Genomic DNA, 23,143 nt, shown 5'->3' on the forward strand with positions numbered 1-23,143 from the left:
GTTCCTGGGGTGACGCGCGTAGAAACCTGTCATGCATAAGCCATTCCGCTTCGCGGCGCTCGCCGTTGTCTGTACCGTCGCGGGCGCCGCCCTGTACGGCACCGGCGCGGCCACCGCCGGCCAGTCCACGGCGAACTCCACCCAGGAGCCCCACAACATCGGGCTCCTGGTCCAGGAGATCGACACCTACTACGGCACCACGCTCGACAGCGCCGGTGTCTACCAGGCCTCCGCCACCAGCCCGTACGCCAAGGACCTGGCGCGTATCGAGTCCGCGGCCAAGAAGGACATCGACAAGGCGGCGCGCAAGGCGCTGCACAAGGGCGAGAAGCCCGCGGTCGTCTTCGACATCGACGACACGCTGCTGCTCTCCCTCGACTACGAGAAGAGGACCAACTACACCTACAACTCGACCACTTGGGCCGAGTACGTGGCCAAGGCCGACCGTCCGGCCGTCTTCGGCACGCCCGCGCTGGTCGCCTACGCCGAGGCCAAGGGCGTCGAGGTGTTCTACAACTCCGGTCTGAAGGAGTCGCAGCGCGCCGCGGCCGTCGCGAACCTGAAGAAGGTCGGCGCTGACATCAACCTCGACGCCGACCACATGTTCCTCAAGGACGCGGCCAACCCGCCCGCCTACCTGAGCAGTTGTGCCACGGCCGGCACCTGGACCTGCACGACCGTGCAGTACAAGTCCGGCACCCGCAGGCACATCGAGAAGGACCTCGGGTACGAGATCATCGCCAACTTCGGCGACCAGTACTCGGACCTCCAGGGCGGCTACGCCGACAAGACGTACAAGCTCCCGAACCCGACGTACTTCGTCAGCTGAGCCTCACTTCTTCACCGGTCTGATCGACTCCAGGGTCGGTACGACCGGCAGGATCGTCCCGTCGGCCGCGAACCGCATGCGGTCGACGGTGGTCTCCCGGTGCATGCCGTCACCGCCCGCCTTTCCGGGGCCGCTGAGGGCGAACCGGTGGTACACCATGTACCAGTCGTCGGTGCCGGGCACGTTCACCACCGAGTGGTGGCCGGTGGCCTTGATGCCGTACTCGGGGCGCTTGGACAGGATCGTCCCCCGCTTGGTCCACGGGCCGAGCGGGGACGGTCCGGTCGCGTAGGCGACGTGGTAGTCCTCGCTGCGGGTGTCGTCCTCGGACCACATGAAGTAGTACGTCCCCTGCCGCTTCACCACGAAGGAACCCTCACGGAAGTTGTCCGGGGTGATGTCCTTCACCTTCGCCGCGTCGAACGACACCATGTCGTCGTTCAGCGGCACGACGTATCCGTGTCCGTTGCCCCAGTAGAGATACGCCTGTCCGTCGTCGTCCGTGAACACGGCCGGGTCGATCATCTGGCCGCTCAACTGCCCTTTCGCCACCAGGGGTTTGCCGAGCGCGTCCTTGAACGGGCCCGCCGGGGAGTCGGCCACCGCCACCCCGATCGCCTGCTCGGCGCAGAAGTAGAAGTAGTACTTGCCGTTCCGCTCGGCGATCGCCGGCGCCCAGGCGTTCTTGTCCGCCCACGACACATCCGGGCCCAGGTCGAGGATCACGCCGTGGTCGGTCCAGTGGACCAGGTCCTTCGACGAGAACGCCTTGAACCGCGTGCCGCTCCAGCCCTGGAAGCCGTCGGTGGTCGGGTAGATCCAGTAACGGCCGTCCAGGTACTGGATGTCGGGGTCGGCGTACAGCCCCGGCAGGACCGGACTGCGGGTGGGTACGGCCTCGACGGTCCAGGTGCGGCGCGTCCCGTCGGCCGCCGTCACCGTGTACTTCTGCGGCCCCCGGAAGTCACGCCGCGTACCGGACGCGGGGCTCACCTTCGCGCCCTCGCCGACCCACAACTTCGGTGCCAGACGCGACAGTTCGGCGTCGGGCCGCATCGGCAGCACGACCTTGGCGGCGGCCTCCGTGACGACCGCGTACCCCTTCTGCCCACTGGCCGTCGCGTCCACGACGGACGTCGGGGTCTCCGGGTAGGCGGCCAGCAGCCGGTCGTACTCCGCCTGCGTCACCGGCATCACCGTGCCGTGTCGGGGGCTGGCGGGCAGCTGGTAGTTCGCGGACATCGTCCACCGGCCCGAGTCGAGGTCGGTGGTCTCGAAGGGGACGTACCCGCGACCGCCGTACTCGTCGATGAACAGGTACCACTTCTCCTCGGTGTTGGACTTGAAGACCGTCGGCCCCTCACCCCGGTCGATCGACCCGCTGCCGACGCAGTCGGAGACGAAGTCGTACGAAGTATCCGTGAGCGAGGTCGACTTCTCGGCGGTGATGAACTTCGAGCAGGGGCTGGAGGAGGTGGGGTCCCGCTCGTCCTTCGTGTAGCGGTAGTAAGTCCCCTTGTGCTCCACGACAGTTGAGTCGATGACCGAGTAGCCGGGGTCGTCCCAGACCTTCGGCTCGCTGAAGGTGCGGAAGTCCTTCGTCGTCGCGTACATCATCTTGTTGTAGGTCGAGCCGGTGTGGTCCGGGTCGTCGTCGGCGTACAGCTTCGACGCCCAGAAGACGACGTACTCGCCGAGCGTGTCGTCGTAATAGGCCTCCGGCGCCCAGGTGTTGCCGGCCGCGTCGGGGGAGACCTTCACCAGGCGCTGGTCGGTCCAGTGGACCAGGTCGGTGGACTCCCAGACCATGATGGACTTGCTGCCGTGGCGCTGGACGTAGTCCCAACTGCCGCTGCTGTTCAGGTACATACGCAGATCGGTCGCGATCATGTAGAACTTGTCGCCCTCGGGGGAGCGGATCACGAACGGATCGCGCAGCCCCTTCTCACCGGTGGTGGAGGTGAGGACGGGCTTGCCCGCGTTCAACTCCCGCCAGTGCAGCGGGTCGTTGCCACGGCTGAGGGCGTACCGGATCTGCTCGCCGTCGGCCGTGCCCTCGCCGGTGAAGTAGGCGAAGAGATAACCGGCGTACTTCTGCGCCGACTTGGACTCGGTCTGCTGCGTCACGGGTGGCGCTCCTGAGGCGGCGGGGCTGGGCGGGGCGGCGAGCAGGGAGAGAAGGAGAGCCGCCAGGGCGACGAGGGGCAGGAGGAGGGTGCGGGGGTGCGGAAAGCTGCGGGGGAGCAGGAAGGTGCGGGCGTGGTGGGGGCGCATGACACATCCTGTGGGAGTCTGATGGTTTCTGTTGGGTGATGATCCTCGGAGTCTCACCAGCAGGGGAGCGGCGCGTCAATCGGTGCGTACGAGGCCGGTGGTACCGAAAGTTTCGATCGCTTTCGTACGGACCACGGCAACCCTTTTCAGCCGGGCGGCAACAGGACAGCAGAGCCGGGTTGCGGCCCCACCTCATCGAGGCCGCAGCCCGGTTCCGTCCCCAGTCCTGAGGAAAGGAACGTTCCGTGCGCATCGGCACCGGTCGTCACCGCAGAACCCGCACCCTCTCCATCGCCGCCGCGGTGGCCCTCGCCTCCGGTGCGGGCGGCGCCTACCTCGGCTTCTCGACCGATGGCGCCAGCGCCGCCACCACCACGGTCACCGTCTCCAGCACCGCCCAGCTGGAGTCCGCGGTGAAGAACGCGGCGGCCGGTACGGTCATCCAGGTGCGCGCCGGCACGTACTACCCGACGGCCACCCTCAAGTCGACGGCGAACGGCACGAGTTCGGCCCGGATCACGCTCCAGGCGTACGGCAGCGAGAAGGTGAAGATCGACGGTTCCAAGCTGCCCGCCGGTTCCTGGCTGGCCGGGATCTACGGCGACTACTGGACCGTCCAGAACCTCACCTTCCAGAACTCCCCGGCCCAGGGCTTCGTCGTCACGTCGTCGGTCGGCGGGATCTTCAAGAACCTCGTCACCGCGAGCAACGGCGACTCCGGCTTCACCCTGCGCGGCGACGGCACCACCGACAACCTCGTGCAGAACCTGGACAGTTACCTCAACTACGACCCCGCGGGCCACGGCCAGAACGCCGACGGCATCGCCATCAAGTTCGGCTCCGGAACGGGGAACAGGATCACCGGGGCCCGCCTCTACAACAACGCGGATGACGGGCTCGACCTCTGGCAGTTCTCCACGCCGGTCACCATCGAGCACACCTGGGCCTTCGGCAACGGCAAGAACCGCTGGAACGACTCGGCGTTCGAGGGCAACGGCAACGGCTTCAAGCTGGGCGGGGGCGGTGCGTCGGTCGCGCATGTCGTCAACAACAACGCGGCCTGGGACAACAACCTGCACGGGTTCACGGAGAACTCCAACACGGGAGCGATCCTGCTGAACCGGAACACGGCGTACGCCAATGCGCAGAGTGGGTTCTACTTCGCGACGGGCAAGGCGCGGCTGGCGAGGAATCTGGCGGTGAGCAACAAGGCGGGGTTGTCCAAGCTTGGCGCGTCCGCTGTCTCGGCGGCCAACAACTGGGACAGTGGCGTTTCTGCGCCGGCGTTCAAGTCCACGGATGCGACGACGGCGTACGGTGCGCGTCAGTCGAACGGGTCGCTGCCTGCGACCACGTTCCTGACGGTTGACTCCACTGTTATCGGGTCGACGATGAACTGAGCGTGAAGGGCGGGTCGTTGAGTGACTGCGGGCCGGTGGGGGCCGGTCGCGCAGTTCCCCGCGCCCCTAGCGGGGCGCGAGCGCCCCAGCCATCCCCGCGCCTCCTGGCGCGGGACGCGAGCGCCCCGCCGGTCGTCACCGGCGGGGGCGCTCTTCTGACTGGCCGAGGGGGGCTCAGGCCAGCAGATCCAGGCAGTCGAACGAGGTGCCCGGGCTGAGGAATGCCGTGCCGCTCGATCCACTGACGATGCTGATCTTCAGGACGTTGTACTGGCTCACGTCCGTCTTCCACGCACTACTAGGGACGCTGTAGGTGAACGAACGGTTGTTCCCCCGGTATGAACCCGTGGTGAGGGAACGCGTCGAGGGTTGCGCGGGTGCCGCGGGGATGGCCGACACCCAGTCGTTCACCGTGACGCGCGGGCGGCCGTTGGAGAAGGCGTCCGTCACGCCGATGCGCAGGGTGTGCGCTGCGGCGGCCTGGGCGGCCGTCAGCTTGAAGTACACGAGGATGCCGTCGTTGACGCCGTTCCACATGTACGCCGGGAAGGACGCCGCCTCCGAGCCGCTGCCTATGGTGACGTTGCCCGTCCACTTCGCCGCCCTGGCGTCGGACGGGTGCGCGTACGTCATCAGCTTCGCGTTCTTGAACTCGCCGGGCGTGCCGTCCCAGTCGCCGAGCCGCCAGATCGTCTTCGCGGCGGACGGGTCCCCGGTGACGGTGATGCTGTTCAGCGCGGTCGCGCCGCCCGCCTGCACCGTCACCGACCGTGTGTGCACGGCCAGTTCGCCCTTGAACACGGTCAGCGTGTACGTCCCCGGCAGCATCCCCTTGCAGGAGAACGCACCGGTACCCGAGGCGGCCTTCGCCCAGTACTGGGCGTCGTCGTTCGCGAAGCCCACGGTGTACGGGTACTTCGCGTCCATCCCCTTGATGCCGACGCCGGCCACCTTGCCGCGCCCGGCCGCCCCCACCCAGCCCGTGATGCCGAGCCCGTCCACCCAGGAGGTGTCGAGGTTGGCGGCGGCGAGGGAGGACGAGGGGGCGCCGCCGTCCGTGAAGGCGAGGACGTACGGGCCCTGCAAGCCGAAACGTTCCTTCTCTGTCTGGGCCTGGTTGTAGTGCAGGATCTCGTACAGCCCCGCGCCCTTGTCGTTCGAGTGGCGCAGCAGTGAGCGGTAGAACGGGCCGCCGGACGCCTTCTCGTGGTTGGAGCGCACGATCCACAGACCGACCGAACCGGTGGTGAAGCCGATGTGGTCGTAGTCGACGACCCGCTTGCCCGAGTAGTGCTTGGAGTGCGTGGTGCCGTCCGCGCGCTGCCAGACGTCCCCGGCCTCGATGACCTTGTCGGAGGCCTCGATCCAGGAGTCCGACCCCTCGTTCGGGAACAGCCCCGGCTTGAGGCGGACGAGGAAACGGGTCGCCGTGAAGGAGGCGTCCGCCTTGTTCGTCCACAGGTAGACGTTGTTCTGGCCGCTGCGCGCCGCGTACCACTGGGTGATCGCCCCGTGCACGACCTTGACCAGGATCGTCGAGCCCGACTGCTTCACGGTCACCGTGGACGCGCCGAGCCCCGACTCGACGTGCGAGTGCTTGCCGCCGTACCCCTCGTACTCCTTGCCCCGGTACACCAGCGACGTGAGGTCGCCGGTCGACTTCGAGACCTTGAAGACGAGTGAGGCTCCCGTGTTGATCACATGGTTGGAGCCGTCGTCGGTGTGGCCGAAAGCAGCCGCTGACGCGGACGACAGCAGGCCGCTGCCGGCCGCCACCGCCGCACCCGTACCGGCCACGCCGACCGCGGAAGCGGCCAGTAGCCTGCGGCGACTGAGGTGTCTCTTGTGCGTGCTCAAGTGTCCTGGCTCCGTCGTACTTGAAGACTCACTTACTTGTACGTGATGTCAGATGGCGAGAACTTGCAGGTGGTTCCGTCGGCGCCGCTGCCGATCTCGGTCGGCTCCTTGCCGGTGTTGTTGCCGTTGAAGCGCACACACGGCTTGATCTTCTTCTTGGTGTCGCCGTAGATACGGATCTTGCTCAGCGTCGCGGTGTCGCCGTAGTTCGCGTTCACCCCGACCAGCACCTTGCCCGGCGCGGTCGCGTCGATGTCGCTGATCACGATCGTGCGCTTGAACTGCGTCTTGCAGTTGCCGCAGGAGCGCACCAGCTTGCCGAAGTTCTCGACGTGGAAGCCGGTGATGCTGAGCTTGCCGGCGCCGTTGAACTGGAACACCTTGTCGGAGGCCGACTTCGCGCCGCCGCCGACCACCTTGTACACGGCCGTCGACTTCTTGCTCTTGAAGCTGGCGGCGTCCTCGCCGACGTCCAGCCACCACACGTTCTCCAGCGTGCAGGAGCCGGTGCAGTGGACGCCGTCCGCGCCCGGGGTGCCGATGATCACGTTCTTCAGGACCGCGCCGTCCGCCAGCTCGAAGATCGGGTCCTGGCCCTCGTCCTGGCTGGCGTTGCCGAGCGCACCGCTGCCGAAGAACTTCTTCAGCTTGCCGTCGTACGTGCCCGACACCTTGATCGTCGACGACACGGCCTTGCTGCCGTTGGCCGTCGGCCAGGTGGCGGCGGCACCGGCGGACGACATCAGCGTCGTCGTCAGGATCGCTCCGGCCGTGAGGCCGAGAGCGGCGGCACCGCCGATCACGGCACGCCGGCCGGTGACCCGACGACGGTGCCGGACGCGCTGTTCAACTGGTGCAGTCGCAGTCATGAACCGTGTTCCTTGGGTGGTGAGGAGATGTGTGCGTCTCCTGGTCGCCACCCGTGCGGAAAGGGTTGCCGAGTCTGCTGAATTTCTTTACGAGTTGGTACTAGCGCTTCACGAATCGCCGTCGTCTGACTCGTCGTTGCCGTCCTGGCCTGCGAAGTCGCCCTTCACGGCGTGCTGTTGACCCGCCGCCTTCGTCTTCGCCGTCACCGAGTACGAGTCGTCCTTGGCGTTCCGGCCACCGCGTGTGTGGTCGTACTGGCCCGCGAAGACCCACTCGCCCGGCCAGACCGTGTGGCCCTCCTTGAGCACCCACGTGTAGACCAGGAAGCCGTCCTTCTCGGCGACCGTCAGCGCGAAGTCGTCCTCCGGAGCCGACCGCCAGGCACCCGCGGAGGTGACCCCGCCGGTCTGGGCGACCTTCAACTCGACGGTGAGCGAGGTGAGTTCCTCGGAGGTCTTGATGGTGACGTTGCTCTGCGCCCAGAAGTCGTTGCTGTGCGGATCGACCGAGCCGTCCGACCACAGCGGCCCGTCCTCGCTGCCCTCTGCGGCCGGGGCCGCCGCCGTGTTCGAGGCCTTCGGGGTCGGAGTGGGCGTCGGTGTCGGCGTCGAACTCGGTTCCTCGTCCTGGGCGTTGTCGCCCGAGGGCTCCGGGGCCGGCACGATCGGCGCACGGCTCGTCGCGTCCGGCGACGGGGTCGGCAGGGGCGAGACCGAGACGGTCGGATCGGCCGGGGTCTCGTCGCTCTTCACGACCGAGGCCAGCGCGTACCCGCCCATCGCGAGAATCCCGGAGACCGCGGCGGTCGCACCGGCGACCCGTGCCCAGCCCAGCAGCGGAGGGAGCGTGGCCCGGCGCCGGGTGCGCTTCTCCTCGGGGCCGGCGGCCATACCGCGCTCGACCCGCGCGAGGATGCGCGCGCGGTCGGGCTCGTACGCCTCGGCCGCCTCGCGCAGCCCGGCACGCAGCTCGTCGTGCGGCGTCCTCATCGGTTCGTTCCTCCCGCTCCGCCAGGGGTACGCACAGGGGTACGCATTCGAAGCGGGGCCTCGTCGGTGCCAAGGAGCCGCTGCAGTTCGGCCATTCCCTTGGACGTCTGGCTCTTCACCGTACCGACAGTAACTCCCAGCGCGAGCGCGGTGTCCTTCTCCGAGAGGTCGAAAGCGTGCCGAAGCACCACACATGCCCGCTTACGGAACGGCAGCCGACGCAAGGCCTCCTGGACATCTATGACGCCAGGTATGTCGGGATTCTCCGTCTTCTCTTCTCTCTGCGACCAGAACAGGGTGATTCTCCGGCGCTCCCGAACCGCGCTGCGGATACGGGTCTTGGCGAGATTCGCCACCACGCCCCGCGCGTATGCCACCGGATGATCGGCGGCCCGCACCCGGTCCCAGCGGTGCCACAGCGCGAGCAACGCGTCGGCCGCCAGGTCGTCGGCGGCGTCCGCCTCGCCCGTCAGCAGGTGGGCCAGGCGCGCGAGTTCGGCGTAGTGCCGCTCGAAGAAGGCATGGAACTCGACGGAGGCTGCGTCGTCGACAACAGTGCCCACGGGCGACCTCTCCCCCTTAGATTCGCTGAGTTTTCCCTGGCCAGCGGCGGCTGCCGACCGAAGCCGGGCGTCTGCGTATACGGCCACTGTGGTGCGCCGGTGAAGAGGTGGTGATCGTTTGGCGCGAGAGCCGAGAGAGTATCAGGCATGCGCACGGCCCTTCGAGTGTCGTACGACAGATCGAGCCCGATTCTGTAACACGGAGAAAACCTGAAAACCGTTCAACACAGGAACAATCCAGCCAGCATCCGCACACAGATCATTCAGGCAACGAGGAGTAACCGCCATGTCCGAACCACAGAAGGTGGCTGACCGGCCGGGCGCCGCGCCCCCCGCGGCGAACAGCGTCGACAGCTTCTTCAAGATCTCCGAGCGGGGATCCACCTTCGCCCGTGAGATACGCGGCGGCTTCGCCACGTTCTTCACGATGGCCTACATCCTTGTCCTGAATCCCATCATCCTGGGTAGCGCCAAGGACAAGTTCGGGCACCAGCTCGACAGCGTCCAGCTCGTCACCGCCACCGCCCTGGTGGCCGCGGTGATGACGATCATCATGGGCGTCGGCGGCAACCTCCCGCTCGCGCTCGCCGCGGGCCTCGGCCTCAACGCGGTGGTCGCCTTCCAGATCGCCCCGCTGATGAGCTGGGACGACGCGATGGGCCTGGTCGTCCTGGAGGGCCTGCTGATCTGCGTCCTTGTGGTGACCGGCCTCAGAGAAGCGATCATGCACGCGATCCCGGGGCCGCTCAAGGCGGCGATCGGCGTGGGCATCGGCCTGTTCATCGCTTTCATCGGCTTCGTCGACGCCGGCTTCGTCACCCGTATCCCGGACGTCGCGAGCACGACTGTCCCCGTGCAGCTCGGCGGCACCGGCACGCTCAGCGGCTGGCCGGTCCTGGTCTTCTGTCTCGGCGTCCTGCTGACCATCGGCCTCATCGCGCGCAAGGTGAAGGGCGCGATCCTGATCAGCATCGTCACGATGACGCTCGTCGCGCTGATCATCAACTCGATCGCCGACGTCAAGAGCTGGGGCCTCACCACCCCGGCCTGGCCCGACAAGATCGCGGACACCCCCGACTTCGGGCTGATCGGCGACTTCAGCCTGTTCGGCGCGTTCGGCGAGACCACGGTGATCACCGTCGTCCTGCTGATCTTCACCCTGATCCTGTCGGACTTCTTCGACACCATGGGCACGGTCGTCGGCATCACCGCCGAAGCAGGCCTGCTCGACAAGGACGGCAACGTCCCCAACCTCGGCCGCGTGCTCCTCATCGACGGTGCGGCCGCGGTGGCGGGCGGCGCGAGTTCGTCCTCTTCGGCGACCTCGTACATCGAGTCGGCGGCGGGCGTCGGCGAGGGTGCCCGTACCGGCTTCGCCAACCTGATCACCGGCGGCCTGTTCGCCTGCGCGCTCTTCCTGACCCCGATCCTCACGATCGTCCCGATGCAGGCCGCCGCCCCCGCCCTGGTCGCGGTCGGCTTCCTGATGATGACCCAGGTCAAGCACATCGACTGGGACAAGTACGAGATCGCCATCCCCGCGTTCCTGACGATCGCCGTGATGCCCTTCACGTACTCCATCACCAACGGCATCGGCGCCGGCTTCCTCGCCTACGTCCTCATCAAGACGGTCGTGGGCAAGGCCAAGGAGGTCCACTGGCTCCTGTGGGGCACGAGCGCCCTGTTCCTGATCTACTTCGCGATCGACCCGATCGAGCAGCTTTTCGGCACGAAGTAAACGGGGGCTGAGGTTCCCCGCGCCGCTTTTGTCTTTTTAGGGGCGCGGGGAACTGCGCGATCAGCCACGACGGCGCAGCACCCAACCAACTCACCCAGCCAACGCAGCCTGCATCATCGCCTTGGCGACAGGCGCGGCCAGCCCATTCCCACTCACCTCGGACCGAGCCGCCCCGGACTGCTCAACCAGCACAGTCACGGCAACTTCCTTACCGTTCGAATCAGACTTCGCATATGACGTGAACCACGCATAAGGCGTCTGACTGTTGTTCTCCCCATGCTGAGCAGTACCCGTCTTGCCCCCCACCGTCGCCCCGGAAATCTGCGCGTTCGTCCCCGTACCGTCGGAGACAACCGTCTGCATCGCCGACTGCAACTGCTCGGCGGTCCCCGAGCTGATGACCTCCTTGGTCGACGCCGAACTGTCGAGGTCCTCCAACGCATCCCCGCCGGAGGTAACCACCTGCGACACCATGTGCGGCGACACCAGCTTGCCGCCGTTGGCTATCGCCGCGGACACCATCGCCATCTGCAACGGCGTCGCCGTGACATCGAACTGCCCGATCCCCGTCAGCGCGGTCTGCGACTTCTCCATGTCCGACGGATACACGCTCGGATACGCCCGCACCGGCACGTCCTGCGACTCGTCGTTGAAGCCGAACTTCTCCGCCATCGCCTTCACCTTGTCCTGCCCGAGGTCGACGGCCATCTTCGCGAAGACGTTGTTGCAGGAGTACTGGAGCGCGACCCGGATCGTCGCGTTCTCGCAGGGCGCGTTCGGGTTCTCGTTCGACAGCTCACGTGTCGTACCCGGCAGCGTGTACGGGTCCGGGCTGTCCGTACGGTCGTCCACCGACCCGTACAGCCCGTCCTCCAGAGCCGCCGCCGCGACCACCAGCTTGAACGTCGAACCCGGCGGCAGCGGCTGCCGTATCGCCCGGTTGACCAGCGGTTTGTCGGGGTCCTTGTTGAGCGCGGTCCACGCGTCGCCGTCGCTCGCCCCGGTGATCGTCGACGGGTCGTACGACGGCGTGGAGACCATCGCGAGGATCCTGCCGGTCTTCGGGTCGATGGCGACGGCCGCGCCCTTCTTGTCGCCGAGCGCCGCGTAGGCCGCCTTCTGTACGTCCGGGTCGATCGTCGTGATCACGTTCCCCGGAGTGGCGTGCTCGTTGGTGACCGTGTCCATGACCGTCGTCAGTCTGCTGTCCGAGCCGTCGAGGACGTCCTTGTAAATACCCTCCAACTGCGTCGGCGCGAACAGGGGCGAGCTGTACCCGGTCACGGCCGCGTAGAGCTTGCCGTCCGTGTACGTCCGCTGGTACTTGAGATCCCCGCTGCTCGTCTCCTTGGAGCCGGTGACCGACTCGCCGGCCACGATGATGTTCCCGAGCGGGTTCGCGTACAACGCGATCGCGTTCCGCCGGTTCTTGCTGTCGTCCGCGAGCGCCTGGCCGTCGTAGAACTGCACCCAAGTCGCCCTGACCAGCAGAGAGAGCACGAGCAGCAGCGAGAAGACGGAGGCGCGCCTGATCGTCCTGTTCATCTCTCTCAAGGACGAACGGCACTGGACGGCGCGTTCCCCGCCGCCCGATTTCTCATGGGCTGTTCATGGAGACCCTTAGGGGTTCAGGGCCTGTCCGGCGGATCATGTCGCGGACGCGGGGTCTGGCACGCACATCTGCGGCGTTGTCGTCGGTTGCCGACGCTCCGCGTCGACGCCCTCCTCCGCCTTGCAGCTGCACGCACCAGACCCCGCTCACCGGCGCTGATGAGGCGCCGCTGATTCCCCGCGACCTGACCCGCCGGACAGGCCCTAGGCCTCCAGCGTCAGCACGACCTCGTCGATCTCCGTCCGGCGGGCGTTCGCGTACCCCCGGTCGTGCCCCGAGACGCGGAAGCCGCACTTCTCCAGGACCCGCAGCGAGCCCGCGTTGTCGGCGGCGGCACGCGCGTGCAGCGGGCGTTCCGGGACGGCGGCCAGGAGGGCGCGCAGCGCGGCCGTCGCGATACCGCGCCCCCAGTAGGCGCGGTCGATCCAGTACGTCACCTCGCGCTCGCCCGGTTCGCCGTACACCGCCGCGCTGCCCACCACGTCGCCGTCGACGAGGACCGTGCGGTTCAGTACGTCCGGTGCGGCACGGATCCGCTCCCAGTGGGCGTCGAAGGCGTCCCGGTCGGTCGGGTCCTTCGCCGTGAACGCGGCCATCCACAGCGACTCGGGGTCGTTGGTCTGCCGGAAGAAGACGGGCAGGTCACTGTCGTGGACCTCGCGGAGTTCCACGTCCGTGGAAGCCGAGTACCGCATCGTTCAGAGCCTCCGGGTGGCCAGGGTCAGCCGGTCGCGCGCGTCGAACAGGGCGTCCTTGACCATCTGTTCGTGGGCCGGGGTGAGCCGGGCGACCGGCACGGAGCAGCTGATCGCGTCCCGCGCGGGGGTGCGGTACGGGATCGCGACGCCGAAGCAGCGCAGCCCCAGCGTGTTCTCCTCGCGGTCCACCGCGAAGCCCTGCTCGCGCACCAGGCGCAGTTCCTCGATGAGCTTCTCCCGGTCGGTGATCGTGTGCTCGGTCAGCGCGGGCAGCGTCTCCGGGAGCAGCTTGCGGACCTGCTCGTCGGTGTGGGTGGCCAGCAGCGCCTTGCCGAGGGAGGTCGAGTGGGCGGGCAGCCGGCGGCCGACGCGGGTGAAGGGGCGCAGATAGTGCTGCGACTGGCGGGTGGCGAGGTAGACGACGTTCGTACCGTCGAGCCGGGCCAGGTGGATGGTCTCCGTCGTGTCGTCGGAGAGCCGGTCCAGGGTCGGGCGGGCCACCGCGACCACCTCGTCGCCGTCGATGTACGAGGTACCGACCAGCAGCGCCCGTACGCCGATGCCGTACCGCGTGCCCGTGGCGTCCGTCTCCACCCAGCCGAGGTCGACAAGAGTGCGCAGCAGCATGTAGAGACTGGACTTGGGGTAACCGACGGCCTCCTGGACCGCCGCCAGGGAGTGCATGCCGGGACGTCCGGCGAAGTATTCCAGCAGTTCAACGGTCCGTACCGCGGACTTGACCTGCGCCCCGCCGCCTGTCTCGGCTGCCGACATCGCCCTTGACCCCTTCGTTCGACGGGAAATAGTCTCCAACAGCATATTCATCACCAGAGACGCTGTTCAGCATATCGAACGCGCCTGGTGAATGACGCGGGAATGCACATCACAAACGGCATCACAAAACGGCATCACCAATGGCAACACAATCTGGAGGGACCCCCGGTGGCAGCAGCACCAGTCTGGAGTGTCGACCCCCGTACCGGGAAGCAGCGGGAGCAGGTCGCGGTCGAGGCCACAGCCCAGGAGGTGGACGCCGCCGTCCGCGCGGCGCACGCCGCCCGCCCGGCCCTCGCCGACCGCACGGTCCGTGCGGCCTTCCTGCGCAGCGCCGCCGAGCAGCTCGAAGCGGCCAAGGACCACCTCGTCGAGGCCGCCGACGCGGAGACCGCGCTCGGCCCGGTCCGGCTGACCGGCGAACTCGCCCGCACCTGCTACCAGCTGCGGGCCTTCGCGGACATCGTCGACGAGGGCGCCTTCCTCGACGTCGTCATCAACCACCCCGACGACACCGCGACCCCGCCGATCCCGGACCTGCGCCGCTACAAGGTCCCGCTGGGTGTCGTGGCCGTCTACTCGGCCTCCAACTTCCCCTTCGCCTTCTCCGTCCCCGGCGGCGACACCGCGAGCGCGCTCGCGGCCGGCTGCCCGGTCGTCGTCAAGGCCCACCCGGACCACCCGGGCCTGTCCGAGCTGGTCGCGTCGGTCCTGCGCCGGGCCGCGGCCCAGCACGACATCCCCGAGGGTGTCCTCGGCCTGGTCCACGGCTTCGAGGCGGGCGTCGAGCTGGTCAAGCACCCGCTGGTCGCGGCGGCCGGCTTCACCGGTTCCGTACGCGGCGGCCGTGCCCTCTTCGACGCGGCGGCGGCCCGGCCGACGCCGATCCCGTTCCACGGCGAGCTGGGCTCCCTGAACCCGGTGGTGATCACGGAGGCGGCGGCCGCCGAGCGCGCCGAGGCGATCGGTACGGGGCTCGCGGGCTCCATGACGCTGGGCGTCGGCCAGTTCTGTGTGAAGCCCGGCCTGGTGCTGGCGCCGGAGGGCGCGGCGGGCGACCGCCTGCTGAAGTCCCTCACGGACGCCGTGAGCAACACGGACGCCGGTGTCCTCCTGGACCACCGGATGCGCGACAACTTCGTCGCCGGGGTCGCCGAGCGCGCCGAGCTGCCCGAGGTCGAGTCCCCGGTGACGCCGGGCTCGGGCGGCGAGCACACGGTCAGCGCGGGGTTCCTCACGGTGGCGGCGGAGAAGCTGGTGTCGGAGGGGGCGTACGACCTGCTCCTGGAGGAGTGCTTCGGGCCGGTCACCGTCGTGGCCCGCTACGCGGACGACGCCGAAGCGAACGCCGTTCTCTCGCGGCTGCCGGGGAACCTGACGGCGACGGTTCACCTCTCGGCCGAGGAGGCCGCGGGGGAGGGGCGTGGGGCGGAGATCCTGGCCGAGCTGACGCCGCTCGCGGGGCGTGTGCTGGTGAACGCGTGGCCGACCGGGGTCGCTGTGGCCGCGGCCCAGCAGCACGGGGGGCCGTACCCGGCCACGACGTCGACGTCGACGTCGGTCGGCGGGACGGCCATCGAGCGGTGGCTGCGGCCGGTGGCCTACCAGAACACGCCTGTTGCGCTGTTGCCGGTGGAGCTGCGGGACGAGAATTCGCTGGGGCTGCCTCGGCGTTTCAACGGTCGCCTGGAGCGCTAGCGTCGTTGGGGTGCGGGGGAATTTCGCGGCTGCGGGCTCGTCGTGGCTTGTCGCGCAGTTCCCCGCGCCCCTGTCGGGGCGCCCATCGCACCCTGCGATAATCAGGCAATGGACTTGGAGCTTTCCCCGCTGCCCTTTTCTCTCCGTACTTATGGGCCCGATGGGCACTGGTCCTTCGAGGACGGGGTGCTCACCGGGTGGGCAGGGCCCCGGCAGGACCGGTTCGTGCCGCCCACCGGGGAGGCGTTGGACCCCGCTGCCGACGCGCCCCGGCTGCTGGGTGCGCCGCACGGGGACTTCCAGCTGATCGCCCGGGTCACGGTGGGGTTCGCGGCCTCCTTCGATGCCGGGGTGCTGTACGTCCACGTGGGCGAACGGGCCTGGGCCAAGCTCTGTCTGGAGTACTCCCCGGATGTGGCCACCGTCTGCACGGTGGTCACCCGGGGACACTCCGACGACGCCAACTCCTTCACCGTGGACGGCAGTTCCGTCTGGCTCCGGATCAGCCGCACCGGCCGCGCCTTCGCCTTCCACGCCTCCCGCGACGGCGAGAAGTGGACCTTCATCCGCCTGTTCACCCTCGGCGACGAGAAGGAGACGGACGCGGCCCTGGTCGGTTTCATGACCCAGTCCCCGATGGGGGAGGGCTGCGTGGTGACGTACGACCACATCGAGTTCCGCCCGGAGTGGCCGAAGGACCTGAGGGACGGCAGCTGAGCCGGAACCGTTCCGGCCGCCCGCCACGTCTTCCGGTGCATGATCAATGACCATGTGACCGGAAGCCGGGTGATCCGGGCCGCGCTGCCCGCCGAGGCCGCGGCTGTCGCGGAGCTGCACGTCTGCGCACGGTCCACGTACTACCCGGACGGGGTGCCGGGAGGCGACATCGACTACGTCGCGCTCTGGCAGGGCACCATCGAGCGCCCCGACGCCCAGGTCCTGTGCGTCGTCGAGGAGGACCGCGTCATCGGCGTCGCCTCCTTCCGTACGGCCGAAGGCGCCCCCGCGGACACGGTCAAGCTCTACCAGTTCCACGTCGATCCCGACCGCTGGCGGGCCCGCATCGGCACCGATCTGCACGCCGCCTGCGTCGAGCGGTGGCGGGCCGACGGCAAGCTGGCCGCCACCCTCGACGTGCACGTCGACAACCAGCGGGCCCAGGCCTTCTACCACCGCCTCGGGTGGGTCCCGGACCCGGAGAACCCGCCCGCCGAGGGCGACCACCACCTCTTTCTGCGGTACGGAATCAGCGGCACGGAATGAAACCGGCCGCTTGAACGTTCACATACCCATGCGGAGGGAGTCTCCGCGCCCTCATCCACACCCGTACGACCTGGAGAGCCGAAGACATGCGCGTCGAGATCTGGAGCGATATCGCCTGCCCCTGGTGCTACGTCGGCAAGGCCCGCTTCGAGAAGGCGCTCGGCGCCTTTCCGCACCGGGACGGTGTCGAGGTGGTGCACCGGTCGTTCGAGCTGGACCCGGGGCGTGCCAAGGGTGACATCCAGCCCGTGCTCAAGATGCTCACCAAGAAGTACGGCATGAGCGAGGCGCAGGCGCAGGCCGGTGAGGAGAACCTGGGGGCGCAGGCCGCCGCCGAAGGGCTCGCCTACCGGACCCGGGACCGTGATCACGGCAACACCTTCGACATGCACCGGCTGCTCCACCTCGCCAAGGACAAGGGCCGCCAGGACGAGCTGATCCAGCTCTTCTACCAGGCCAACTTCGCCGAGGAGCAGTCCGTCTTCGGCGACGACGAGCGGCTCGTCGAGCTGGCCGTCGCCGCCGGGCTCGACGCCGACGACGCCCGGGGCGTACTCGCCGACCCGGACGCGTACGCCGACGCCGTGCGCGCCGACGAGCGCGAGGCCGCCGAACTGGGCGCGAACGGCGTGCCGTTCTTCGTCCTCGACCGGAAGTACGGCGTCTCCGGCGCCCAGCCCGCCGAGGTCTTCGCCCAGGCCCTCACCCAGGCATGGGGCGAGCGACCCGCACCCCTCAAGATCGTCCAGGCGGAAGAGGGCGATGGCGCCGCCGAGGTCTGCGGACCCGACGGGTGTGCCGTACCCCAGAAGTAGGACCTGTCGAGAAACCGCAGGTCAGGGTGTATGTATAAGCGGTGCTTCGCGGTGCCGTGCAGAAATCGGCGATGGACGAGCAGATCTTCGGGCCGCACAGTAGTGGCATGGAGACCTCCGAGAACCTCCGCAACCTCGTCCGTGCCGAGTTCGCTCCGAAGAACACCTATCTGAACACCGCGAGCACCGGCCTCCTCCCGGCCCGCTCGGTGGCCGCCATGCACGCCGCCGTGCAGTCTGTGGCCGACGGCCGGTCGCAGGACATGTTCGCCGACGTGGAGGCCGCGCGCTCCGCGTTCGCGCGGATCGTCGGGGTCTCCGACCGCAGGGTCGCGGCCGGCGCCTCGGTCGCCGTCTACAGCGGGCTGATCGCCGCCTCGCTGCCCGCGGGCGCCGAAGTCCTCACCGCCGAGGACGACTTCACCTCCGTCCTCAACCCGTTCCACGTCCGCGGGGACCTGAAGGTCCGGACCGTGCCCCTGGAACGGATCCCCGAGTCCGTCCGGCCCGGCACCGCGCTGGTCGCCGTGAGCGCCGCCCAGTCCGCCGACGGCCGCATCCTCGACCTGCCCGCACTCCGCGAGGCCGCACGCGAACACGGCGCCCGTACGTACGTCGACGCGTCCCAGGCCACCGGCTGGCTGCCCGTCGACGCGGACGCCTACGACTACGTCTCCTCCGTCGCCTTCAAGTGGCTCGTCTGCCCGCGAGGCGTGGCCTTCCTCGTCGTACCGGAGGACCTGGGCGGACTGACACCGGTGTTCGCCGGCTGGGTCGCGGGCGAGGTGCCCTGGGACAGCTGTTACGGCCCGGTGCGCGAACTCGCCCACTCCGCCCGCCGGTTCGACGAGAGCCCGAGCCTGTTCTCCTACACCGGCGCCCGCCACTCCCTCGCCCTCATCGAGGAGTTGGGCGTGGATGCCGTACGCGCCCATGACCTCGCGCTCGCCGACCGGTTCCGCGCCGGACTCGCCGGGATCGGTCACCAGCCCGTACCCGCGCCCGGCTCGGCCATCGTGTCCGTCCCGCAACTCGGCCACCTCCAGCCCGAGTTGAGCCGCGCCGGGGTCGAGGTCTCCGACCGGGCCGGAAATCTGCGCGCGGCCTTCCATCTCTACAACACGACCTCGGACGTCGACCGACTCCTGGACGTCCTGTCCGGCTGAACCGGTGGCGCGAGAACCCCAGGGGCGCTAGGAAGGTCACCAAGGGGTGGTGGTGCCGGTGGAGTCGACGCCAGACAGGACCGTCAGGTCCGTGAGACCGCCCGCCGACGCGGAACTGCATCGGCGGCTGGTGTACGGGGACGAGTCCGCGCTGGCCGAGGCGTACACGGCGTACGGCGGGCTGGTGCGCGCCGTCGCCGCACGCGTCACGCGCAGCACGGCCGCCGCCGAGGACGTCGCCCAGGAGGTCTTCGCCCAGCTCTGGACCAGGCCGTACGCCTTCGACGCGCGCCGCGGCTCACTGCGCACCTGGCTGTCGATGCTCGCCCACCGGCGCGCCGTCGACTGGGTGCGCAGCGAGGCCCGGCACCGCAGGGACGCCCGCGCCGACGACTCCGCGCTGCACGCCATCCCGGACACCTCACCGGGCCCCGACGAGACCGTCGTCCATCGCGAGCGCTCCCTGCAACTGCACACGGCCCTCGCCGAACTCCCGCAGCCACAAAGGGAAGTCGTGCACCTCGCCTACTTCGCCGGCCGCACGTACCGGCAGGCGTCGAACTCGGCATCCCCGAGGGCACGGCCAAGACCCGCCTGCGCACGGCACTTCGTACCTTGGCGGAGACTTTGGCCGAGCCGCCCGACCCGGCACTGGAAAGAGGCGCATGATGGCAATGGCGGGCGAAGGAGGAGGTGCGGGGTGACCACGGATCATGAGGGTGTACGGGAGTTGCTGGCCGCCTGGGCCTTCGGCGCCCTGCAACCGGGCGACGAGCAGGCGGTCCGGCCGCATCTCGCCGAGTGCGCCGTCTGTGCGGCGGAGGCGGAACGGCTGAGAGAGACCGTACGGTTGCTGGACGGGCCGTCCTCAGGTGTCTCGTCAGAGGGCTCCGCCGTGTCCCTGAACGGGAGTGCCCCCGCCCGGGCGCCGGAGGCGGGCGGTGTGCTCGCCCTCGCCCTCCGCTCCCGCCGCCCGGCCGCCGTGCCCGGCATCGCCCCGCACGCCGCCCCCTATGCCGCCGCCGTCTCCGGGCTCCAGGCACTTCTGCGCGAACTGGACGGAGGGGACGGAGAGGACGGCCACAGGAACAGCGCCTGGGGCACGCCCGTCGTCCACGACTGGGACGTGCACGACACCGTCGCTCACCTGCTCGCCGCCGACGAGCCGTTGGCACTGCGGCTCGGCCTGGACCCGAGCGTCCCCGGGGCGGCCTCGCCGGCCGAGGAGGCCGCCGACTGGGCGGACGCCTGGGCCGTGCGCACCGCCGAGGTGATCGCCCACGAGCAGCGCCGCGAACCCGGGGAGACCGTCGCCGCCTGGGCCGCGCAGGCCGCCGCACTGCTGGCCACACCCGAGGCCCGCGACCCCGAACTCGCCTCCATCGCAACGACGTTGATGGGCGCCCGGCTGCCCGTCGCCGACCACTTCACGGTCCGCGCCTTCGAGGTGTGGATCCACACCGACGACATCGGCCGCGCCCTCGGCCTCGCCGTACCGCCACCGCCGGAGCCGCACCTGTGGCGGCTCGTCCACCTGGCCGTCCGTATCCTCGGCACGGCCCTGGGACCCGACGCGCCCCCGGTCCTCTTCGCCGTGACCGGCGGAGCGGAGGAGTGGGTGCTGGGCTCCGAGGACGAGCCCGTACGGGCCGAACTCGTCCTGGACCCGGTCGACTTCTGCCTGCTGGTCGGCGGCCGCTACGCACCCGACGAGGTGCCGCGCGGCGAGACCGGCGACAGAGAGGCCGCACGCAACGTACTGGAGCGCGCGGCCGCCCTGTCGTGGCTCTGACCCCGAGCCACACAGGGTCACTTCACCGGCGTGAAGTCCCTCGCTCCGATGCTGTATCCGATTGCGGCTTCGCCGCGGGTCGGCTCCGCCGGCCGGAGGAGATGTCACTTCACCGGCGTGAAGTCCCTCGCTCCGATGCTGTATCCGATTGCGGCTTCGCCGCGGGTCGGCTCCGCCGGCCGGAGGAGATGTCACTTCACCGGCGTGAAGTCCCTCGCTCCGATGAACTCGGGCCTACGCACCGGTGCCGCGAACGGCTCCACCGCCTCGTTCTCCACGCTGTTGAACACGATGAACACGTTGCTGCGCGGGAACGGCGTGATGTTGTCCCCGGAGCCGTGCATGCAGTTGCAGTCGAACCAGGTCGCCGAACCCGCCCTGCCCGTGAACAACTTGATGCCGTGCTCGTCGGCAAGCGAGGTCAGCGCCTCGTCGGACGGAGTGCCCGCGTCCTGCATCTGGAGCGACTTCTTGTAGTTGTCCTCGGGCGTCGCCCCCGCACAGCCGAGGAACGTGCGGTGCGAGCCCGGCATGATCATGAGGCCGCCGTTGGTGTCGAAGTTCTCGGTCAGCGCGATCGAGACGGACACCGTCCGCATGTTCGGCAGACCGTCCTCCGCGTGCCAGGTCTCGAAGTCGGAGTGCCAGTAGAAGCCGCCCGCCCCGAACCCCGGCTTGACGTTGATCCGTGACTGGTGGACGTACACGTCGGAGCCGAGCAGTTGCCGGGCCCGTCCGACGATCCGCTCGTCCCGCACGAGCTGCGCGAACACCTCGCTGATCCGGTGGACCTCGAAGACCGACCGGATCTCCTTCGACTTCGGCTCGATGATCGAGCGTTCGTCGGCCCGGACCGCCGGATCGGTGATCAGCCGCTCCAACTCGGCCCGGTAGAGCGCGACTTCGTCGTCGTCGAGGAGCCGGTCGAGCGCCCGGAAGCCATCACGCTCGTACGCCATGAGGTCCGCCTTGGCGAACGGCCCGGGCGTGTCCGGCGCGCCCCAGACGACCGGGTCCTGGCGGGGGACGGACACCTCGGCGGCGCCACGGGTGGGGTACAGGTCGGTCAGGGTGGACATGTCAGACCTCCTCGGTGTCGGGCTCGGTCAGCAGGGGATAGACGCCGTTCTCGTCGTGGTCCTCCCGGCCGGTGACCGGCGGGTTGAACACACAGACACAGCGGAAGTCCTCCTTGACGCGCAGCGTGTGCCGCTCGTGCCCGTCGAGGAGGTACATGGTGCCGGGGGTGATCGTGTACGTCCGCCCGGTCTCGTCGTCGGTCAGCAGGGCCTCGCCCTCGACGCACACGACGGCCTCGACGTGGTTCGCGTACCACATCGACGTCTTCGTGCCCGCGTACAGGACGGTCTCGTGGAGCGAGAAGCCGACCCGCTCCTTGGCGAGGACGATGCGTTTGCTCTCCCAGGTGCCGGACGCGGCCCTCACATGCCGGTCGGTGCCTTCGATGTCCTTGAACGAACGGACGATCACGTGCTCAACAACCCCTTTCTGAGACGGGTTTTCTCAGCCGGCTTCTACGGTTTCGCGGACGGCGCGGGCCACGATCCGCAGCCCCTCGTCCAGTTCCTCGGGCGTGATCGTGAGCGCCGGCAGCAGCTTCACGACCTCGCTCTCCGGGCCGGACGTCTCGATGAGCAGCCCGAGTTCGAAGGCCCGCCGCGCGACCCGCTCGGCGCGCGCCTTCTCGTGGAACTCCATGCCCCACACCAGCCCGCGGCCCCGGTACTCCTTGATGTCGGCGAGGTTCTCCTCGGTGATCGAGATCAGCGCCTCCTCGACCTGCTCGCCACGGGCGCGGGTCTGCTTCTCCATGGCGGAGCCGTCGGCCCAGTACGTCTCCAGCGCGGCGGCGGCCGTCACGAACGCCGGGTTGTTGCCGCGGAACGTGCCGTTGTGCTCGCCCGGCTCCCAGATGTCCAGCTCGGGCCTGAACAGGCAGAGGGACATGGGGAGTCCGTAGCCGCTGATGGACTTCGAGACGGTGACGATGTCGGGCACGATGCCCGCCTCCTCGAAGGAGAAGAAGGCACCGGTCCGTCCGCAGCCCATCTGGATGTCGTCGACGATCAGCAGCATGTCCTGGCGTTCGCACAGCTCGGCCAGTGCCCGCAGCCACTCCGGGCGCGCCACGTTGATGCCGCCCTCGCCCTGCACGGTCTCCACGATCACGGCGGCCGGCTTGTTGAGACCGGAGCCCTGGTCCTCCAACAGCCGCTCGAACCACAGGAAGTCGGGGACGGTCCCCTCGAAGTAGTTGTCGAACGGCATCGGCGTCCCGTGCACCAGCGGAATGCCCGCGCCGGCCCGCTTGAAGGCGTTGCCGGTCACCGCGAGCGAGCCGAGGGACATGCCGTGGAAGGCGTTGGTGAAGGAGACGATGGCCTCCCGGCCCTTCACCTTCCGCGCCAACTTCAGTGCCGCTTCAACGGCGTTGGTGCCCGTCGGGCCCGGGAACATGACCTTGTACGGCAGTTCGCGGGGCCGCAGCACCAACTCCTGGAAGGACTCCAGGAAGGCGCGCTTGGCGGCGGTCGACATGTCGAGCCCGTGGGTGACGCCGTCCCGTTCCAGATAGTCGATCAACGCCCGTTTGAGTACGGGGTTGTTGTGGCCGTAGTTGAGTGATCCGGCGCCCGCGAAGAAGTCGAGGTAGGCGTGGCCGTCCTCGTCGTACATACGGCTGCCCTGCGCACGGTCGAACACGGCGGGCCAGCTTCGGCAGTAGCTGCGGACCTCCGACTCGACGGTCTCGAAGACACTCAGGTCGGGCTGGGTGATGGTCAC

20 protein-coding genes and 1 pseudogene are annotated in these 23,143 nt (G+C 68.8%); 10 read left to right on the forward strand and 11 right to left on the reverse strand.

The genetic code is table 11. The features are described 5' to 3' along the window. Positions 1–31 precede the first annotated feature (31 nt). Positions 32–829 (forward strand): HAD family acid phosphatase, encoded by a 798-nt coding sequence (locus OG787_RS38350; RefSeq protein WP_369036973.1) that lies wholly within the window; start codon positions 32–34, stop codon positions 827–829. A 3-nt stretch (positions 830–832) separates the two neighbouring features. Here the strand turns inward: OG787_RS38350 and OG787_RS38355 are convergent, their stop codons facing one another. Then, on the reverse strand, positions 833–3,103 hold the full coding sequence (locus OG787_RS38355; protein ID WP_405538326.1) for a family 43 glycosylhydrolase: 2,271 nt from the start codon (positions 3,101–3,103) through the stop codon (positions 833–835). Positions 3,104–3,348: 245 nt separating this feature from the next. Here OG787_RS38355 and OG787_RS38360 point away from each other — a divergent pair, with 245 nt between their 5' ends. Further along, a complete protein-coding gene (locus tag OG787_RS38360) occupies positions 3,349–4,503 on the forward strand; it encodes a right-handed parallel beta-helix repeat-containing protein (protein ID WP_405538327.1) in 1,155 nt (384 codons plus the stop codon). A gap of 174 nt (positions 4,504–4,677) precedes the next feature. On the opposite strand, the gene OG787_RS38365 is transcribed toward OG787_RS38360, so the two are convergent. The 4 genes from OG787_RS38365 to OG787_RS38380 all read right to left on the reverse strand — a co-directional run bounded on the left by OG787_RS38365 (position 4,678) and on the right by OG787_RS38380 (position 8,782). Continuing rightward, entirely contained in the window at positions 4,678–6,360 is a 1,683-nt protein-coding gene (locus OG787_RS38365) for a rhamnogalacturonan lyase B N-terminal domain-containing protein (RefSeq protein WP_405538329.1), read from the reverse strand. Positions 6,361–6,392: 32 nt separating this feature from the next. Next, a complete protein-coding gene (locus OG787_RS38370; RefSeq protein ID WP_369036969.1) occupies positions 6,393–7,229 on the reverse strand; it encodes a pectate lyase in 837 nt (278 codons plus the stop codon). A gap of 108 nt (positions 7,230–7,337) precedes the next feature. After that, positions 7,338–8,219 carry a hypothetical protein gene (locus OG787_RS38375; protein WP_405538330.1) on the reverse strand — a complete coding sequence of 294 codons (882 nt, stop codon included), beginning with the start codon at positions 8,217–8,219 and terminating at the stop codon, positions 7,338–7,340. Beyond that, positions 8,216–8,782, reverse strand: coding sequence for a SigE family RNA polymerase sigma factor (locus OG787_RS38380; RefSeq protein WP_369036967.1), 567 nt, complete (start codon positions 8,780–8,782; stop codon positions 8,216–8,218). The genes OG787_RS38375 and OG787_RS38380 overlap by 4 nt, the downstream gene beginning before the upstream one ends. 286 nt (positions 8,783–9,068) lie before the next feature. Here OG787_RS38380 and OG787_RS38385 point away from each other — a divergent pair, with 286 nt between their 5' ends. Further along, positions 9,069–10,520, forward strand: coding sequence for an NCS2 family permease (locus OG787_RS38385; protein ID WP_369036966.1), 1,452 nt, complete (start codon positions 9,069–9,071; stop codon positions 10,518–10,520). Between the two features lie 90 nt (positions 10,521–10,610). Here OG787_RS38385 and OG787_RS38390 read toward each other — a convergent pair whose 3' ends face one another. The 3 genes from OG787_RS38390 to OG787_RS38400 all read right to left on the reverse strand — a co-directional run bounded on the left by OG787_RS38390 (position 10,611) and on the right by OG787_RS38400 (position 13,604). Then, a complete protein-coding gene (locus tag OG787_RS38390; RefSeq protein WP_405538331.1) occupies positions 10,611–12,065 on the reverse strand; it encodes a peptidoglycan D,D-transpeptidase FtsI family protein in 1,455 nt (484 codons plus the stop codon). Between the two features lie 270 nt (positions 12,066–12,335). Then, positions 12,336–12,827 carry a GNAT family N-acetyltransferase gene (locus OG787_RS38395; RefSeq protein WP_369033808.1) on the reverse strand — a complete coding sequence of 164 codons (492 nt, stop codon included), beginning with the start codon at positions 12,825–12,827 and terminating at the stop codon, positions 12,336–12,338. 3 nt (positions 12,828–12,830) lie between these two features. Beyond that, positions 12,831–13,604 carry an IclR family transcriptional regulator gene (locus OG787_RS38400; RefSeq protein WP_369033807.1) on the reverse strand — a complete coding sequence of 258 codons (774 nt, stop codon included), beginning with the start codon at positions 13,602–13,604 and terminating at the stop codon, positions 12,831–12,833. Positions 13,605–13,772: 168 nt separating this feature from the next. Here OG787_RS38400 and OG787_RS38405 point away from each other — a divergent pair, with 168 nt between their 5' ends. The 7 genes and pseudogenes from OG787_RS38405 to OG787_RS38435 all read left to right on the forward strand — a co-directional run bounded on the left by OG787_RS38405 (position 13,773) and on the right by OG787_RS38435 (position 20,338). Beyond that, complete coding sequence (locus OG787_RS38405; RefSeq protein WP_369033806.1) at positions 13,773–15,302, forward strand: aldehyde dehydrogenase (NADP(+)); 1,530 nt, start codon at positions 13,773–13,775, stop codon at positions 15,300–15,302. A 108-nt stretch (positions 15,303–15,410) separates the two neighbouring features. After that, positions 15,411–16,019, forward strand: a complete 609-nt coding sequence (locus OG787_RS38410; protein WP_369033805.1) for a DUF1349 domain-containing protein — start codon at positions 15,411–15,413, stop codon at positions 16,017–16,019. Between the two features lie 39 nt (positions 16,020–16,058). After that, positions 16,059–16,565 carry a GNAT family N-acetyltransferase gene (locus OG787_RS38415; RefSeq protein ID WP_369033804.1) on the forward strand — a complete coding sequence of 169 codons (507 nt, stop codon included), beginning with the start codon at positions 16,059–16,061 and terminating at the stop codon, positions 16,563–16,565. An 86-nt stretch (positions 16,566–16,651) separates the two neighbouring features. Beyond that, positions 16,652–17,380 (forward strand): DsbA family oxidoreductase, encoded by a 729-nt coding sequence (locus tag OG787_RS38420; RefSeq protein WP_369033803.1) that lies wholly within the window; start codon positions 16,652–16,654, stop codon positions 17,378–17,380. Between the two features lie 71 nt (positions 17,381–17,451). Beyond that, the gene (locus OG787_RS38425) at positions 17,452–18,546 is read left to right on the forward strand and encodes an aminotransferase class V-fold PLP-dependent enzyme (protein ID WP_405538332.1); all 1,095 of its coding nucleotides are present in this window, start codon (positions 17,452–17,454) and stop codon (positions 18,544–18,546) included. Between the two features lie 46 nt (positions 18,547–18,592). After that, positions 18,593–19,215, forward strand: a pseudogene (locus OG787_RS38430) (RNA polymerase sigma factor). A gap of 31 nt (positions 19,216–19,246) precedes the next feature. Further along, entirely contained in the window at positions 19,247–20,338 is a 1,092-nt protein-coding gene (locus OG787_RS38435) for a maleylpyruvate isomerase family mycothiol-dependent enzyme (protein WP_405538333.1), read from the forward strand. A 191-nt stretch (positions 20,339–20,529) separates the two neighbouring features. On the opposite strand, the gene thpD is transcribed toward OG787_RS38435, so the two are convergent. Genes thpD through ectB form a run of 3 tightly spaced genes read right to left on the reverse strand, consistent with a single transcriptional unit; the run spans position 20,530 to position 23,143 of the window. Further along, positions 20,530–21,417 carry an ectoine hydroxylase gene (gene thpD, locus OG787_RS38440; RefSeq protein WP_369033799.1) on the reverse strand — a complete coding sequence of 296 codons (888 nt, stop codon included), beginning with the start codon at positions 21,415–21,417 and terminating at the stop codon, positions 20,530–20,532. A gap of 1 nt (position 21,418) precedes the next feature. Then, complete coding sequence (locus OG787_RS38445) at positions 21,419–21,829, reverse strand: ectoine synthase (protein WP_369033798.1); 411 nt, start codon at positions 21,827–21,829, stop codon at positions 21,419–21,421. 33 nt (positions 21,830–21,862) lie between these two features. Beyond that, a complete protein-coding gene (gene ectB / locus OG787_RS38450) occupies positions 21,863–23,143 on the reverse strand; it encodes a diaminobutyrate--2-oxoglutarate transaminase (RefSeq protein WP_369033797.1) in 1,281 nt (426 codons plus the stop codon).

The organism is Streptomyces sp. NBC_00075 (assembly GCF_045041225.1).
GTDB lineage: Bacteria > Actinomycetota > Actinomycetes > Streptomycetales > Streptomycetaceae > Streptomyces > Streptomyces adonidis.